Source organism: Mycobacterium sp. SMC-13 (genome assembly GCF_045311035.1).
Taxonomy (GTDB): Bacteria; Actinomycetota; Actinomycetes; order Mycobacteriales; family Mycobacteriaceae; genus Mycobacterium.
In genome coordinates this window covers 21,383-33,833 of record NZ_JBJIAI010000034.1, presented here as the reverse complement: position 1 = coordinate 33,833, position 12,451 = coordinate 21,383, and the positions used below count along the sequence as shown (strand labels likewise).

General features: G+C 63.7%; 14 protein-coding genes. 3 read left to right on the top strand and 11 right to left on the bottom strand.

Annotated elements, in window-relative coordinates:
* The 4 genes from ACJH6I_RS29125 to ACJH6I_RS29110 form a co-directional block, all read right to left on the bottom strand.
* Nucleotides 1–1,212: HlyD family efflux transporter periplasmic adaptor subunit (locus tag ACJH6I_RS29125; protein WP_406785039.1), on the bottom strand; the 1,212-nt coding region annotated here is incomplete at its 3' end.
* Between the two features lie 28 nt (nucleotides 1,213–1,240).
* Nucleotides 1,241–1,528, bottom strand: a complete 288-nt coding sequence (locus ACJH6I_RS29120; protein ID WP_406785038.1) for a hypothetical protein — start codon at nucleotides 1,526–1,528, stop codon at nucleotides 1,241–1,243.
* Nucleotides 1,529–1,567: 39 nt separating this feature from the next.
* Nucleotides 1,568–2,482, bottom strand: a complete 915-nt coding sequence (locus ACJH6I_RS29115; RefSeq protein ID WP_406785037.1) for a hypothetical protein — start codon at nucleotides 2,480–2,482, stop codon at nucleotides 1,568–1,570.
* 225 nt (nucleotides 2,483–2,707) lie between these two features.
* A complete protein-coding gene (locus tag ACJH6I_RS29110; RefSeq protein ID WP_406785036.1) occupies nucleotides 2,708–2,908 on the bottom strand; it encodes a hypothetical protein in 201 nt (66 codons plus the stop codon).
* A gap of 270 nt (nucleotides 2,909–3,178) precedes the next feature.
* On the opposite strand from ACJH6I_RS29110, the gene ACJH6I_RS29105 reads away from it, so the two are divergent.
* Entirely contained in the window at nucleotides 3,179–3,736 is a 558-nt protein-coding gene (locus ACJH6I_RS29105) for a MerR family transcriptional regulator (RefSeq protein ID WP_406785035.1), read from the top strand.
* A gap of 489 nt (nucleotides 3,737–4,225) precedes the next feature.
* Here ACJH6I_RS29105 and ACJH6I_RS29100 read toward each other — a convergent pair whose 3' ends face one another.
* The 5 genes from ACJH6I_RS29100 to ACJH6I_RS29080 form a co-directional block, all read right to left on the bottom strand.
* Nucleotides 4,226–4,555, bottom strand: a complete 330-nt coding sequence (locus ACJH6I_RS29100) for a DUF732 domain-containing protein (RefSeq protein ID WP_406785034.1) — start codon at nucleotides 4,553–4,555, stop codon at nucleotides 4,226–4,228.
* Nucleotides 4,556–4,772: 217 nt separating this feature from the next.
* Nucleotides 4,773–6,113, bottom strand: a complete 1,341-nt coding sequence (locus ACJH6I_RS29095) for a hypothetical protein (RefSeq protein ID WP_406785033.1) — start codon at nucleotides 6,111–6,113, stop codon at nucleotides 4,773–4,775.
* Between the two features lie 126 nt (nucleotides 6,114–6,239).
* Nucleotides 6,240–7,199: a hypothetical protein gene (locus tag ACJH6I_RS29090; protein WP_406785032.1), complete on the bottom strand. Its 960-nt coding sequence runs from the start codon at nucleotides 7,197–7,199 to the stop codon at nucleotides 6,240–6,242.
* Between the two features lie 385 nt (nucleotides 7,200–7,584).
* Nucleotides 7,585–8,130 carry a histone-like nucleoid-structuring protein Lsr2 gene (locus tag ACJH6I_RS29085; RefSeq protein ID WP_406785031.1) on the bottom strand — a complete coding sequence of 182 codons (546 nt, stop codon included), beginning with the start codon at nucleotides 8,128–8,130 and terminating at the stop codon, nucleotides 7,585–7,587.
* A 90-nt stretch (nucleotides 8,131–8,220) separates the two neighbouring features.
* The gene (locus tag ACJH6I_RS29080) at nucleotides 8,221–9,102 is read right to left on the bottom strand and encodes a hypothetical protein (RefSeq protein ID WP_406785030.1); all 882 of its coding nucleotides are present in this window, start codon (nucleotides 9,100–9,102) and stop codon (nucleotides 8,221–8,223) included.
* On the opposite strand from ACJH6I_RS29080, the gene ACJH6I_RS29075 reads away from it, so the two are divergent.
* Together ACJH6I_RS29075 and ACJH6I_RS29070 are read left to right on the top strand one after the other, a co-directional pair.
* Nucleotides 9,071–9,394, top strand: coding sequence for a hypothetical protein (locus tag ACJH6I_RS29075; protein WP_406785029.1), 324 nt, complete (start codon nucleotides 9,071–9,073; stop codon nucleotides 9,392–9,394). The genes ACJH6I_RS29080 and ACJH6I_RS29075 overlap by 32 nt on opposite strands.
* A gap of 102 nt (nucleotides 9,395–9,496) precedes the next feature.
* On the top strand, nucleotides 9,497–10,540 hold the full coding sequence (locus ACJH6I_RS29070) for a hypothetical protein (protein ID WP_406785028.1): 1,044 nt from the start codon (nucleotides 9,497–9,499) through the stop codon (nucleotides 10,538–10,540).
* A 157-nt stretch (nucleotides 10,541–10,697) separates the two neighbouring features.
* Here the strand turns inward: ACJH6I_RS29070 and ACJH6I_RS29065 are convergent, their stop codons facing one another.
* Together ACJH6I_RS29065 and ACJH6I_RS29060 are read right to left on the bottom strand one after the other, a co-directional pair.
* Nucleotides 10,698–11,660, bottom strand: coding sequence for a DUF2993 domain-containing protein (locus ACJH6I_RS29065; RefSeq protein WP_406785027.1), 963 nt, complete (start codon nucleotides 11,658–11,660; stop codon nucleotides 10,698–10,700).
* Between the two features lie 42 nt (nucleotides 11,661–11,702).
* Complete coding sequence (locus tag ACJH6I_RS29060; protein ID WP_406785026.1) at nucleotides 11,703–12,224, bottom strand: DUF2510 domain-containing protein; 522 nt, start codon at nucleotides 12,222–12,224, stop codon at nucleotides 11,703–11,705.
* Nucleotides 12,225–12,451 lie beyond the last annotated feature (227 nt).

Genomic DNA, 12,451 nt, shown 5'->3' with positions numbered 1-12,451 from the left:
TCCTCGTCGTACTTCTTCGGCATGATGCGAACAACCTTCCCTCGAAAGAAGGTGTGCATCAAACTCGGGGCGGTTCATTTGAGCCTGTTGACCGAGCCGGATGAGGCCGCGGTACTTGAGTACTCCGACGATGTAGACCTCGGAGTCATTTTCGACGCGCATTACGGGCTGGCCCGCAGAGACGTTGTCGCCAACGTTGCGGTAAATCCCCGTGACGACTCCATCGATGGGGGAGATCAACAGCGTATTGAGGTAGGCGATCTGGAGCAGTTTCACGTCGAGATCAATGCTTTTGAGATCATTCATGAAGTACCGGAGGCCGCCGACTTCAGGACGTTCGTAGTTGTCGCCGGAAGCGTAGTTCGTTGCTGCGACCGCAGCGATCCGCTCTTCCTGGAGGCTGCTTTGTGCGCGCTCGTAGTTCGCTTCGTTGTCGAGACCGGGCATGCGGTAGGGGTATTCCGTGGTGCGGCTTTGAGAGACGCTCGAAGTCCGCTTCGCGGCGTCTGGGGCCTGGGGCGACCAGTCCTGGGTGGTGCTGGAATCCACCTTGGATACGTTGTTGGCCTGAGGAGTGGTGGTGCTGGTCGTGTGTGTGGTCGAGACGCGGTTATCCGTGGCGGTGTTGGTGTTTGTGAAAGTGTCACGGATTAGTCCGTAATAGCTGGTGAGGTCCTCTTTCGCGAGGTCGTATCCGTAGGCGGATTGCATCCGGTCATGCTGGATTTGCGAGATTGACGCGAGGCGGTCGATGCGGCGCAGCTTGGAGTTCGGGTCGAATTTGTTGAAGGCCTCTTGGGTCGCTGCGAGCGCGTTGCGCTCAAACTTTTGGACCCAGGCGTTCTCCCGTTGTGCGATAGCTTTGTCCACCGTGGCTTTGACAGCTTCTGCCCGCAGTTCGCAAAGGATGTGTGGTGCGAGTTGACTCCGGATGGCGGTTGAGTCGTAGCGCAGTCGCCCCCATCCGAGGGGCTGCTCGTCGGCAGGCAACGCAATCGTGTTCAAGGCGGCACCGGCCCCCATCTGGGGGTCGCTGCGTTCGGTCGAAACGGCGCTCAGGTCGGCACAGAATGCCGTGAGGTCAAATCGTTGAACCGTGCGACCGAGGATGTGCGGATCCGTCTGTGCGCCGATGATGCCATCGATCGCGAAAGATAGGTCGACTGATTGCAAGGGTCGGACGCGGAGGTTGATCGGCTTTGCGGTGGCCATGGCTATCACTCGATTCGCGGACGGAGAATTATGGAGCAGGCGACGGCGTGGCGATTGTGCACGTGACGCTAGTGTCGGCCTGGCATGTCGCGTAGACGCCGCTGAGGCCGGCGAGTGGAATCGTGTAGCACTCACCGGGTTGCAAGGAGCCGATCTGGTCGGCGTCGACACCGCCGCGTTGGGTGACGATTTGAATTTCTTCGCCAAATAAGTTGTTGCGGATAGTCAAAAGAATGGGCCAGTCGAGATTGACCGCGATGCCGGCCGATCCCCATAACCAAACACGGTCGCGGATTTTCACGTCATAGGAATACATCTCTACCCTTTCCGTCCGATGCTCCGCACAAGCTGCTCGCTATTCGTCGAACACATAGGACGACACTTCGCCCGAGTAGAGAATCTTGTGGACCGTCTCATTGGCAGCGCCGATCGTTCGAAGTCGAATATCGAGTGGCGCGATGCGGGTCCAGTCTGCCGTCGTCGGCCCGAGGTAGTTGTAGATGGAGCCGCTGGCGTTGCGCCTGAAGACTTTGAGGCCGTTTGCCACCACTTCGACGACGCCGGAGTCGGCCTTGCTGATCTGCACCCAATCTTCGCCAGTGCCGCTGTACCGACGAATTGTTCCGTCCTTTTCGCGCAGATACACCGTCGGATTTCGGAACGTCAGCTGTATTAGACCTTGAGTGACCTCCTCGATTTGCGCCGCAGCTATAGCAACCGCGTTTGAATTCGAGCCGATAAGGGTCCACCGATTTTTCTTGTACTGCCAGATTCGGCCGTCCTCGCTACGTGCGTACACATTGACAGAAGGTGACCTAAACGTAAAAGGATCGACAGGCAAGCCGGACTGATATTCGGCGGCCGCGATTTCGACTACCTTGCCAATTTTGTCGGTGCTTGAGATTTGGCTCCATTGGTCGCTGTCGAGTGCAGAGATTTCACCTCTGCCGTTCAGCGCGAAGACCTTATCGGAGGCGGCGGCGATACCTACTAGGCCGGGCAGGGATAGGACCAGCGTCCAAGATGACAGTGGGAATCCCCCATACCGGTACACTCGCCCGCTGCCGTGCACCGCATAAAGACGGCGGTCACCGCACACGATCCCGACTGTTGCTGGGTTGTTGCCGATCAGTTCGCAGTGCGAGGGTGAATCTGCGAGGTTGATCTGGTAGATGCGTCCGCCCTGGCAGAGTTGGTAAAGCCGCTTACCGTCGCCATCAATTTGAATCGAGCCAGAATCTCGGCTCTGGACCGCCCAGTTTCCAGACATACCGCACCCCCTGTCCCCTCAAAGGAACCTGCGGGCGCCCGAGTCAATACGTCAATACGAGGAAGGCGTGAGCCGGCATCCGTTTGAACGAGTGATACCCACGAAATTAACACTGCCGTCGTCCTTGCGCTGAAGTACTGGACTACCCAATCTTCCGATGTTCGGTTTGAGCGCAGTCGGGACTATCCCCGCGGTGGACGACCCGGTGGGAAGACCAGCTGACGGTCAGCTCCACATAGGGAGGTCTTCGACGGTGGTGCCGGCGTCGACGGCGTATTGGGCGGCTTTGTCGGCATCGTCGAGCAGGAAGACCCGGTTGCCCCAGGGCTTGCCGGGGACCCGGACCAGGAACGCGTACTCGGCGACCTTGTTGTCTTGGCGCCGAGACGGTGGCCGGCGTTCGGTCAGCGATGGTGCGTCAGTCACGGTCCTACCGGGCGGTGACATCTCATTCTTCGGGCGTGTGGCCTGCGGTTCTTCCACAACGACGCAGGTCGTTTACAAGCTAGCTTTCGCTCGACCCGCTCTCGATGCTTGACGCCCATTCGCCTGGGCCTGGCGGGTCAGGCGGTCGCGGGGCCGCGGCGGCCGTCGACACTCGGCCCTTTGCGGGTGAGCGCGTCATCGGCGGCGGGGCGTGGTCGCGACCTACCATGGAGATGGCGATGGGGATGCGCCGCAGGAGGGCAACAGCCGATGTCTGAACAACTCACGCTCGACGCGTTCGACACTGACGCCTTCGCCGGCGTGCACGAGGAGGCCGAGAGCACCCGGGGGTGGCGTGGCCCGGCGGCGTGCGACATCGTCGGTATCACCTATCGGCAGCTCGACTACTGGGCTCGCACCAACTTGGTGCAGCCGTCGATCGCCAGCGCCACGGGTTCGGGCAGCGTCCGCCTCTACAGCTTCGGTGACCTGGTGGTGCTGCGGGTGGTCAAGGGTCTGCTTGATGCGGGCATCTCGCTGGCGAACATCCGCACCGCGGTGGCGGCGCTGCGTGGTCGCGGCGTCACCGACCTGGCGGGGTTGACTCTGGTCTGCGACGGTGTGTCCATCTACGAGTGCACATCGGCTGAGGATGTCGTTGATCTGCTTGCCGGCGGCCAGGGCGTGTTCGGTATCGCGGTGGGCGCGGCCCTTCCTGACCTCCGCGAAAATGTGCTGCAGTTTCCTTCCGAGGCCGCAACCGGTGTCGTCATTCCTGGTACGGTGCCTGACGAGCTCGCCCAGCGGCGTGCTCGCGCCGCCAGCTAAACCTGCTGTATCGCAGCGTATTTGACCGCCCGGTGGCGGTTACGTGGTCGCGGGCGGGCACGAACACCCGTGGTGACACCGCGTCGTCATCGTGGGCCGTAGTACTGCCACCACCACTGGGCGTATGCCTGCGCCTGTTTAGCTTGATCCTCAAGTTTGCTTCGCGCACTCCAATTGTGCGCTATGGCAACCCAATTCATGATCAGGATGGAAAGGAAACTCCACCATCCGAGGGTGAGATTGTGGGTCTGGGCTCTACGCAGAGCCGCCCTACACTGCTCGTGCGTTCCCGTGACGACCTGCCGCTGATTGACGAACATAACGAGCGCACCGGTGTGTGTCATCGTAGTGACCTGAAAGACGGGAACGGTCGGCGGAGCCTGGGGAGGCTGCGTGTGCGTTCTAGCGTCCCCGATCTGTTCCGGACCGGCCTGCCACTGTTGCGGGTATGACATCGAATTCTCCTGCGGATAGGGCCAATACAGGCGGCTAGCCGCGCGCCGATGTGCAAAGGATTCCGTGCGCGATACGCACCAGGGCGCCGGCCTGTGCCGGATCTACGCCATTCTGAGCCGCGATCGTGTCGGTCGCGCCCTGAGTGCCACGTCCGGTCATGAGCAGTTGGCACCCGTAGAGCCCGGCCTGCAGAACCTGGTCATCTGAGCCGGGATATCCTGCGCTGCGAGCCTGATTGATAAAGTTCTGCTGCTCTGGGGTGATGGGGATGGGCCAAGCCGAAGCTGTGCCGGCTGTGGCTCCGAGTGTGGCCGCCGCGGCCAGGGCGGCAGTGGTGATTCGGATGGCATAACGACGTGACATGAAGTCTTCCTCTCCCCTGGACCACCGCCATCGCCTGACTGGGATGCGTCGAAGTGGCCTCCATAGCCAGCGTAAGCGGCACGAGTACCCCCTCCCGACACCAATTTCGGGCCGTACCAACAGTTCCGGTCCAGGTTGGTTGGTGACCTGCGCCGGGTGCGCAGTGCATGGCCCGACGCCGCTGCGCGCGAGACCCGTTCGCGCGCAGCGGGTTGGCTTATTTCTGGGACAGGGTCAGTGGGGAACGTGTCAGGTCTACGGTGCCGTTGATGTACATCGATTGTTGATCAAGGGTTTTGGTGGCCCCAGCGTGCCACTGGTCGGCCCCGGAGACGTTGTTGAAGAATGCTTGCCCTGACACCCTCACCGTCAAGCCTGCGGATGAGTAGTTGTCGATGTTGTCGATTTTGATGCGGCTCAGGTCGGCTGGGCCCCAGTTGACCGTGCCGTCCACCACTCCGAAAGCCACTGTGTCGCATGGCTTCGGCGGTGCCGCTGCGTGGGAGTTGGTGCACGCGTCGGTGATGGTCTTGACCTGGGCCATGATGGCTGTCTTGGCTGCGTCGGTGACCGTGTAGGTCGGTTGTAGCGATGCGCTCGATCCTCCGGTCAAAAGCTGGTCCAGGAGAACCGGTTTGGTGGTCACGGTGATCCACTGGTTGCTGGAGGCGACGTCCAGGAAGCCGGGGAAGACGTAGGCGGGGTTGCCGTTCAACGGTTTTCCGAAGATCGTCACGGTGTTCGCCGCGGCCTGGTTGCCCAGGCCCGAGCTGGTGGCTTCCACTTTGATGGCGGCCCGCTCCAGTTTCCAATGGTCCCCGTCTTTTTTGGCCGTCAGGGTTGTATCGGACGATTTGTCTCCGAAGTTCACCGCCACGTGGACCTGGCCGAAGCTGATCGCCGAGTTGCCGCCGGATGCCGAGCTGTCGCTGAGGATGCGGATGTTCGTGATCGGCCATTTGGCGATCTGCTGCTTGAGTATGTCGTCGGTCAGGAAGTCTTTCGAGGCCGGCTGGTCGCTGCTGAATGCCAGAGCGCCGTTCGCGTCGCCGCGGGACAGTGCCTCGAGGTAGCCCTTGACGGCGTCGCCGGCGGAGGCGGCGCTGTCCGGGCCGGAGCTGCTGCCCGTGTTCAGGAACGTCCAGCCGGCAGCGCCAACGATGGCGACGACGACCGCGATCGCGGCGGCGATGAGCAGCGGTTTGCGGTTCTTGGCCGGTGCTGGTGGCTGTCCGTACCCGTTGGTTGCCGGCGGGGGCCCGTAGCCCGGCGGCGGCGCGACGGGCTGTTGCGGGGCCAGTGGCTGGCCGTAGGCGTTAGTCCCTGGCTGCGGCGGAACAGTGGGCGGCACTGGTGGCTGCTGCGGGGCGATCGGCTGGCCGTAGGCGTTCGTGCCGGGCTGGGGTGGCGGATAGTTGCCGGCTGGGGCCTGCGGCGGCTGCGCCAGCGGCTGGCCGTACGCGTTGACCGGCCCGCCAGCGCCCTGCTGTTGGCCGGGTACAGGTGGTGTCCACCCGCCCCCGTAGCCGCCGTTACCGGACCCGGGCATGTTCGTCATTTCTTCCCTGCTCCCCCTGTGTTCGACGGGCAGATTGGTGCTGCCGTCACGCACCGTAAGTCTAGGGGTCGACGGGCCGGCGTCCCTGCACCAATCGCGTGCCACAGTCGACGCTGCTGAGCGCCTCTACCGGACGGTGACGGTCGGTGGTGACGTTTTCAGGTCAACGGTGCCGTAGATGTACATCGTGTGGTTTTCGGGCGGGCGCGGCTGGCCGTCGCGTCCCAGACCTGTGACGTTGTTGAAGTCCGCCTGCCCCATCACACTGGTCTTCAATCCCTGGTACGGGTCAAGGGTGGTGACGATCTTGAGGCGGCTGAAATCGGCCGACGGCCAGTTGACGGTTCCGTCTTGCATTCCGACAGCCACGACGTTGCATGGCGACGGGGGCCTATGTAGACGGGAGTTCGTGCAGGTGTCCGTCACGGCTTTGACGCCATTGAGGATCGCGGCTTTCGCGGCGTCGGAGACTTCGTAGGTGGCCGCCAGGTACGCGGACGTTCCCCCGGTGGCCAGGCCATCAAGCAGGATCGGTTTCGTGGTCACCGCGATGTTGGTGTTCGACGAAGCCACGTCCAAGAAGCCGGGGAACACGTAGATAGTCTTGCCGTTCAACGGCTTCCCGAACATCGTCAGCGTGTTAGGAAGTTCCTGGCTGCCGACGCCAGCTGTCGTGTCGAGTTTCACCGTTGCGTGGGACAGTCCCCAGCGGCCGTCCTGCTTTTTCGCCGTCAGTGTCGTATCGGAGGTCTTGTCGCCGAAGTTCACCGCGACGTGCACTCGACTGAACCCGGTGACTGAATTGAGAGGCGTTGACTCGTCGTTCAGGACGCGAATGTTGGTGATCGGCCATTTGGCGATCTGCTTTTTCAAAATGTCGTCGGTGACAAAGTCTTTCGAGGCCGGCTGATCGTTGCTGTACGCCAGGGCGCCGTTCGCGTCGCCGCGCGCCAACGCTTCGAGGTATCCCTTGACGGCGTCGGCCGCCGAACCGGCGTTCCCTGGGCCTGAGCCGCTGCTGCCGAAGAATTTCCAACCGACACCGCCGGCAACGGCCAGAACGAGGACGATGACCGCGGCGATCACCAGTGGCTTGCGGCTCTTTCTGCGCGGAGTGGGTGGCTGCCCGTACGGATTGGTCGGGGCGGGTTGCCCGTACCCGGCTGCCGGCGGCAGCGGTCCGGCGGCGTGGCCGTAAGCGTTGACGCCCGCCGCGGGCCGCTGCGGCACGATGGGTGGCACGGTGGGCGGGGCGGCCGGCTGGCTGGCGCCGCCCCACTGCCCTGTACCCGGCTGCTGACCTACTGTCGGTGGTGTCCAGCCGCCCCCGTAGCCCCCGTGGCCGAACCCAGGCATGTTCGTCATCGCGCGTGCTCCCCCTGTTTGTACGCAGCTCGACGCTGCGTGACGCCAGTTTATTGGAGCTGGCGGGGGCTTCCGGTCACCAGTTTCGGTATGCCGGTCGCTTGTTTCACTGAGCGGCGTCGAAGGCCTCGACCACTGATGCAGAAATGCGGCCCCGCTCGGAGACCTTGTGGCCGTTGTTGGCAGCCCATGCGCGGATGGCCTTGGCGCGGCTGCGTTCATTGGTGTTCGCGGTGGTCTTGCTCGTCGCGGCCTTGCTGGCTGGCGTGGCCTTGCGGGCTGGCGTGGCCTTGCTGGCTGGCGCGGCCTTGCGGGCCGGTGCCGTCTTGCTCGCGGCTGCGGTCGTGCGGGCCGGCGCCGACTTGCGTCCTGCGGTGTTCTTTGCCGGTGTGGCGGGTTTGTCTGTCCCCGTGGACTTTTGAGTGCGAGCTGCGGGCTTGGCCTTTCCCGCGCGGGCCACCTGCGCCTGTGCTTTCTTGGCTGCCTTGATCCACGGCGCGATGTCCTTGTCGAACTGGGAACCGTGCTGTTTGGTCAGTACCAAAGTGTATGTATTTCCTCGGTACGAAAAGTCAACGGTGTCAACGTTCTTCGGGTCGATGTCGGTGTTGTCGAGGTCGTCCACGTAGTCGGTCGTGACATATGCGGGCATTGGCTCACTTTCTTTGAGGTTCGATCGAGACTATCGCGCTGCACCAATGAGCGTCTTTTTCAGTGTCGCGTGGCTGTACCAGGTAGACGGTCAGACGGCAGGAAAATGGCCGGCGCGAAGTCGCTGGACCGCCACCCCGTTGCCCAGTTCACCGCGCGCGGCGGGCGTCAGCCAGTAATAGCGGATCATCCAGAACAGCGCGGCCCCGTTGGGGGCGTACAAGCTGGCGTTGGCGATGACCGCGGGCTCGCCCCCGCGCGGCCAAAAGATGATGGGGCGCAGGTTCTTTCCTTGCACACCGGTGCCGGTGATGTTGACGATATCCGGCCACGGCAAGGTGAACGCCGTGACCGCATCGTGAAATTCAATTCCTGCCGACGAGAGCCGTAACCCGGGTCGGGGGCGGCGGGCGGCCCGGGCCATCGCGCCTAAACCGAGGACAGCGCCCACCACCATCACCGCGAAGAACCCCGCGCTGCGGGCCCTCACGTCCGGGAATTCGCCGCCCATCTGCGAACCAAACAGCAAATAGCCGGCGACGGCGACCAGGACGGCGCCGAACCACACGGTGACCCATCTGATGCCGGCCGCCAGGGCGAGGCTAGTGCCGGTGCCGTCGACGCTGGCCCGCAGACGTCCGCGACGAGTGAACATCATCACGATCCACACCGTCGGGATGGCGAAAATTGTTGTTGACACTGCGGCGATGGCAGCTGCAGCCCAGTGTCCGTGTGCCACAGCTAGAACGGCCTTCACCGCGAAGTACATGCCACCAACGGCCGCGATCGCCAGCATCGACCCGAAAAGCCGGTAGCGGTTGTTCCAGCCGTGCGGCTGAGGCAACTGTGTGTTCACTTCTGCATTGTCGTTGACCACATAGGGTGCGGGGATGATCGAGGACAAGGGACACGATTCCGAGGCGATATTCACCATGGAACCGGTGGAGGCTCTGATCGCGATGGCCAGGCTCATCGTGACCAAACAACGCTTCCTCGCCGACGCCGCCCGCGCGTACACAGCCCTGTCTCCGCAGATGAGGCAGACCCCCGAAGGCGCCGCGCTCCGGACCCATCTCGATGCGCTACGTCAGCGGACCGCCGAGGCATTTCCCTCTATGGTGGCCAGTCTTCGTGTCGCACTGGAGGCGTACGACACGTTCGGCCCGGGCAAGGTCACCGTCGATGAGCCTGACGAGGCCGCGCTGTGGAACAACAAGCATTATGTCTGGACCCAAGAGTTGACCGTGCCGCCGCTGAACGAGTGAGCATCAGCAGCACCGGACACCGGCCCCATTTTTGGGGCTGGGCGGCGGGCCCGCGTAGTTCTACCGATGCCGAGCGCCCTGATGGGCACCAATACTCGAGGCATGTCTGCATGGAACGGTGAACGCCGTCGCCGGTCACCGATTCGCCTGGTGATCGCCGCGGCGATGGTGTTGGCGATCGGAGCTACGGCGGCTAGCTGCATCTTTGGCCGCCGCGGCGACGCCGAGGACCTCGACCGTCACGTCCGCGCGATGCCCGGGGTGGCCGACACCGACATGACCTATGTCAATTCCTTCACCTCGGGTGAGCGCTTCGACCTGGATGTAACGCTGCGCCAGGACATCACGGAGTCGCAGATTCGAGACATCGGAAAGTTCTTCGCCGGCCGCACCGACGAGACCGGGTTGGCCGACCGCTCCGCGCAGCTGTGGCTGCGCCTGCCGATCGTGCCGCCGCCAGCACCGGAGAACCTCTACGCGCCGGACTACCAATCAGCGTCCTTCTCCCGGGGCTACTTCAACACCGCCCACAGTCCCACCGGCGACGAGATCGCCGACGCCGCCGCAGCCTGGCTGCGCGTGGCGCGTTCACCGATCGTGGCGAACGCCAGCCTGACCGCGCCGACCTGGGGCGGCGCGGGTGACAGCCGCCGGGTCACGATCACGCTGAAACCGACCGCGACTCAGGCCGAAGCGCTGGCCCTCCAGGCCGGCGAACCGATGCTGTCGGACGCCAATTGGGGTATCTCGATCCAGGACGACCCGACGTCGCGGCCGCACGACTACTTCGCGAGCCCGCGACCTCCCAGCGATCACGACCTTCGGACCTGGCGAGAGGTCAGCGCACTCATCGGGTCCTACTACGAGGCGACCGCAGAGGCCAACGTGCCGGCCGCTCCGGGACAGCAAGCCGAGACCGAGGTCAAGTTCGCGATCGCCACCGACCCCGGCAGCCAGCCGCGCGCACGGCAGATTGCGTTCGGTGTCCCCACGCTCCTGCAACAACTCGGCAGGCCCGTCGCGGTGACCATCCGGACAGTCGACGGGCCTGCCGAGTTCATCGTCGGCGGCTGCTACCGGCACGACGAGAAACACCACCGTCTTCCTCTGGAGCTTGAACTGTCCGCCATATTTGAAAAGTGCTGACGCGCAGTGCGATACGTGGGCTGGGTGTATGCACGTGCCGAAGGTAATGCAGCCTGCATAACCGTGCACCGTACGTGCTAGGCGAGTTCTGCTGTCCTGATTGGGCGGTGGGGTTGCGTGTGTCCGAATGGTTCCGGTTCGCAGGGATCGATGCGCCCTAACTTGTTGGGTAGCAGGCTTTCTCAGAGTCGGAGGGCAGGCTGGCGTTCGCGCTCGTCAAGTGCGCGTTCACTCCTTGATCGGTCACTGATAGTTGATCGACGTGCAGTCCCAGGGGCAGCGTCTGTTTCGCCATGTAGGCGTCCAACGCCGGTTGCAGCGTCTCGACTGCTGCCCGTCCTGGCCCTTCAGTGCGCACGACGTCCAAGGCGATGGTCCCGTTGAGCGTCTTCGGTTTCACGGTCACACTGGCCAGAAAGTTGCCCAGTGTGATCGTGCCGTCCGTCGGGCTGGCCGTGACGTCGGTGAGGAGCTTTCCGGCGACCGGTACCGCAGCCCGCAGCGTCTCTTTGATGCCGTCGAGGCTCCACGTGAGGGTGGCTTCCGCCGATCCGACAGAACCCGCGGAACCGTTCACTGCGGGACGTACATCATGCAAGTCGATGACGACGGGCATACCCCGCATGCCGCGAATCCTGTTGCCCGAGGTCTGAATCCGGATCGATTTGTACGTGCCGCTGGCGGCTTGCCACAGGATCGGGGGCATCGTGGCGAACGAAACCGTTGAGGTGTCACCCGTCGCGCACTTGACGGTGTCGGCAACGACCGATTCCGCGTGATTGCGCACCAACACCTCCGCACCGATCAGGCCAGCCGCGGCGACGAGGATGGTCCCACCCACAGCAATGACGGCCTTGCGGCGTCGCGACCGGGTACGGGGTGCCGCGGGCGGGGCCGCGTACGCCGGCGCTGGTGGCAGTGGTGGTGCCACGGGATGGGTGGGCGTGGGCACGCGGGGCGGATAGGTCGAGTGTGGCGCCGTCGGGCCGTCATCGCCAGCAAAACCGGCGGCCTCGGTCTCGGCATGGCGGTATCGAGGGAACTGGATTGTCGGACCGTCGGCCGGCGTCGGCGCAGTGAATTGCCGGGGACCACGCTCACGCGGCGGGTGGTCGACCATGGAAACGTCCTCCCTGATAGTGGCCCTGCTCCTGGTTGCGGCTCATACCGCTCGGCCCACATGGTGCATGGCCTCGTCAGTGCAGGCGTTGATGAACTCTCCGCGCATGAGCCTGCCGGGCGCCAGATGCGTTCCGTTGGCCAGGTCGGTTCCTTTCGACCCGACTCGAAATGCCTCGGCGATGCAAACCCGTTGGACGTCGGACTTCGACAGCTCGTCGGTACGGCCGGCACCCTCATGCGCCTTGATCCACCGCAGGGCATACTCGCGGCCCGCCTGCCTGGACGGCCCGACCGCGTTCTCCCATGCTGTGGGCAGGTTGATCACCGTCACCGCGACCCCGATGGCGCAGAAGGCCAGCAGTGCCGTCACCGCCCACACAGGGTGGCGTGCGACGAATCCTGGGGAATCGGCCGGCACCGACGCAGGTGGTTGGCGCAGGCTGGTGCTCTGGGACGGCTGATACATGTCAGAGGTCCAGCTCGTTCCGTTCCACCATCGCAGCCCGCCGCTGCCGCCCGGATCGGGAAACCAGTTCGCGCCGGTCACCAGCAGAGCTTCCACATCATCAAATCCCCCCGCAGACGGTGCTTGACCATCAATTCTGCCTCAGGCGAAGGAGGGACCCCGACACGAGTTTTCGAGCCTTGCGGGAACATCAGGACACGAGGACTCGTTCACGACGCGATCCCTGGACGCCACGTCCGTGTCGCGGAATGCGTTGGTAGCAAGGCTCATCGGGGACTGAATGAGCCGACCGGCAACCCCTCGTTGTACCGGTCGGCTCAAGC

Bases quoted from the DNA above. Each gene is read 5' to 3' on its own strand.
- ACJH6I_RS29120 (WP_406785038.1), bottom strand. From the start codon at position 1,528: ATGTATTCCTATGACGTGAAAATCCGCGACCGTGTTTGGTTATGGGGA.
- ACJH6I_RS29115 (WP_406785037.1), bottom strand. From the start codon at position 2,482: ATGTCTGGAAACTGGGCGGTCCAGAGCCGAGATTCTGGCTCGATTCAA.
- ACJH6I_RS29105 (WP_406785035.1), top strand. From the start codon at position 3,179: ATGTCTGAACAACTCACGCTCGACGCGTTCGACACTGACGCCTTCGCC.
- ACJH6I_RS29100 (WP_406785034.1), bottom strand. From the start codon at position 4,555: ATGTCACGTCGTTATGCCATCCGAATCACCACTGCCGCCCTGGCCGCG.
- ACJH6I_RS29095 (WP_406785033.1), bottom strand. From the start codon at position 6,113: ATGACGAACATGCCCGGGTCCGGTAACGGCGGCTACGGGGGCGGGTGG.
- ACJH6I_RS29085 (WP_406785031.1), bottom strand. From the start codon at position 8,130: ATGCCCGCATATGTCACGACCGACTACGTGGACGACCTCGACAACACC.
- ACJH6I_RS29080 (WP_406785030.1), bottom strand. From the start codon at position 9,102: ATGAGCCTGGCCATCGCGATCAGAGCCTCCACCGGTTCCATGGTGAAT.
- ACJH6I_RS29070 (WP_406785028.1), top strand. From the start codon at position 9,497: ATGTCTGCATGGAACGGTGAACGCCGTCGCCGGTCACCGATTCGCCTG.
- ACJH6I_RS29065 (WP_406785027.1), bottom strand. From the start codon at position 11,660: ATGGTCGACCACCCGCCGCGTGAGCGTGGTCCCCGGCAATTCACTGCG.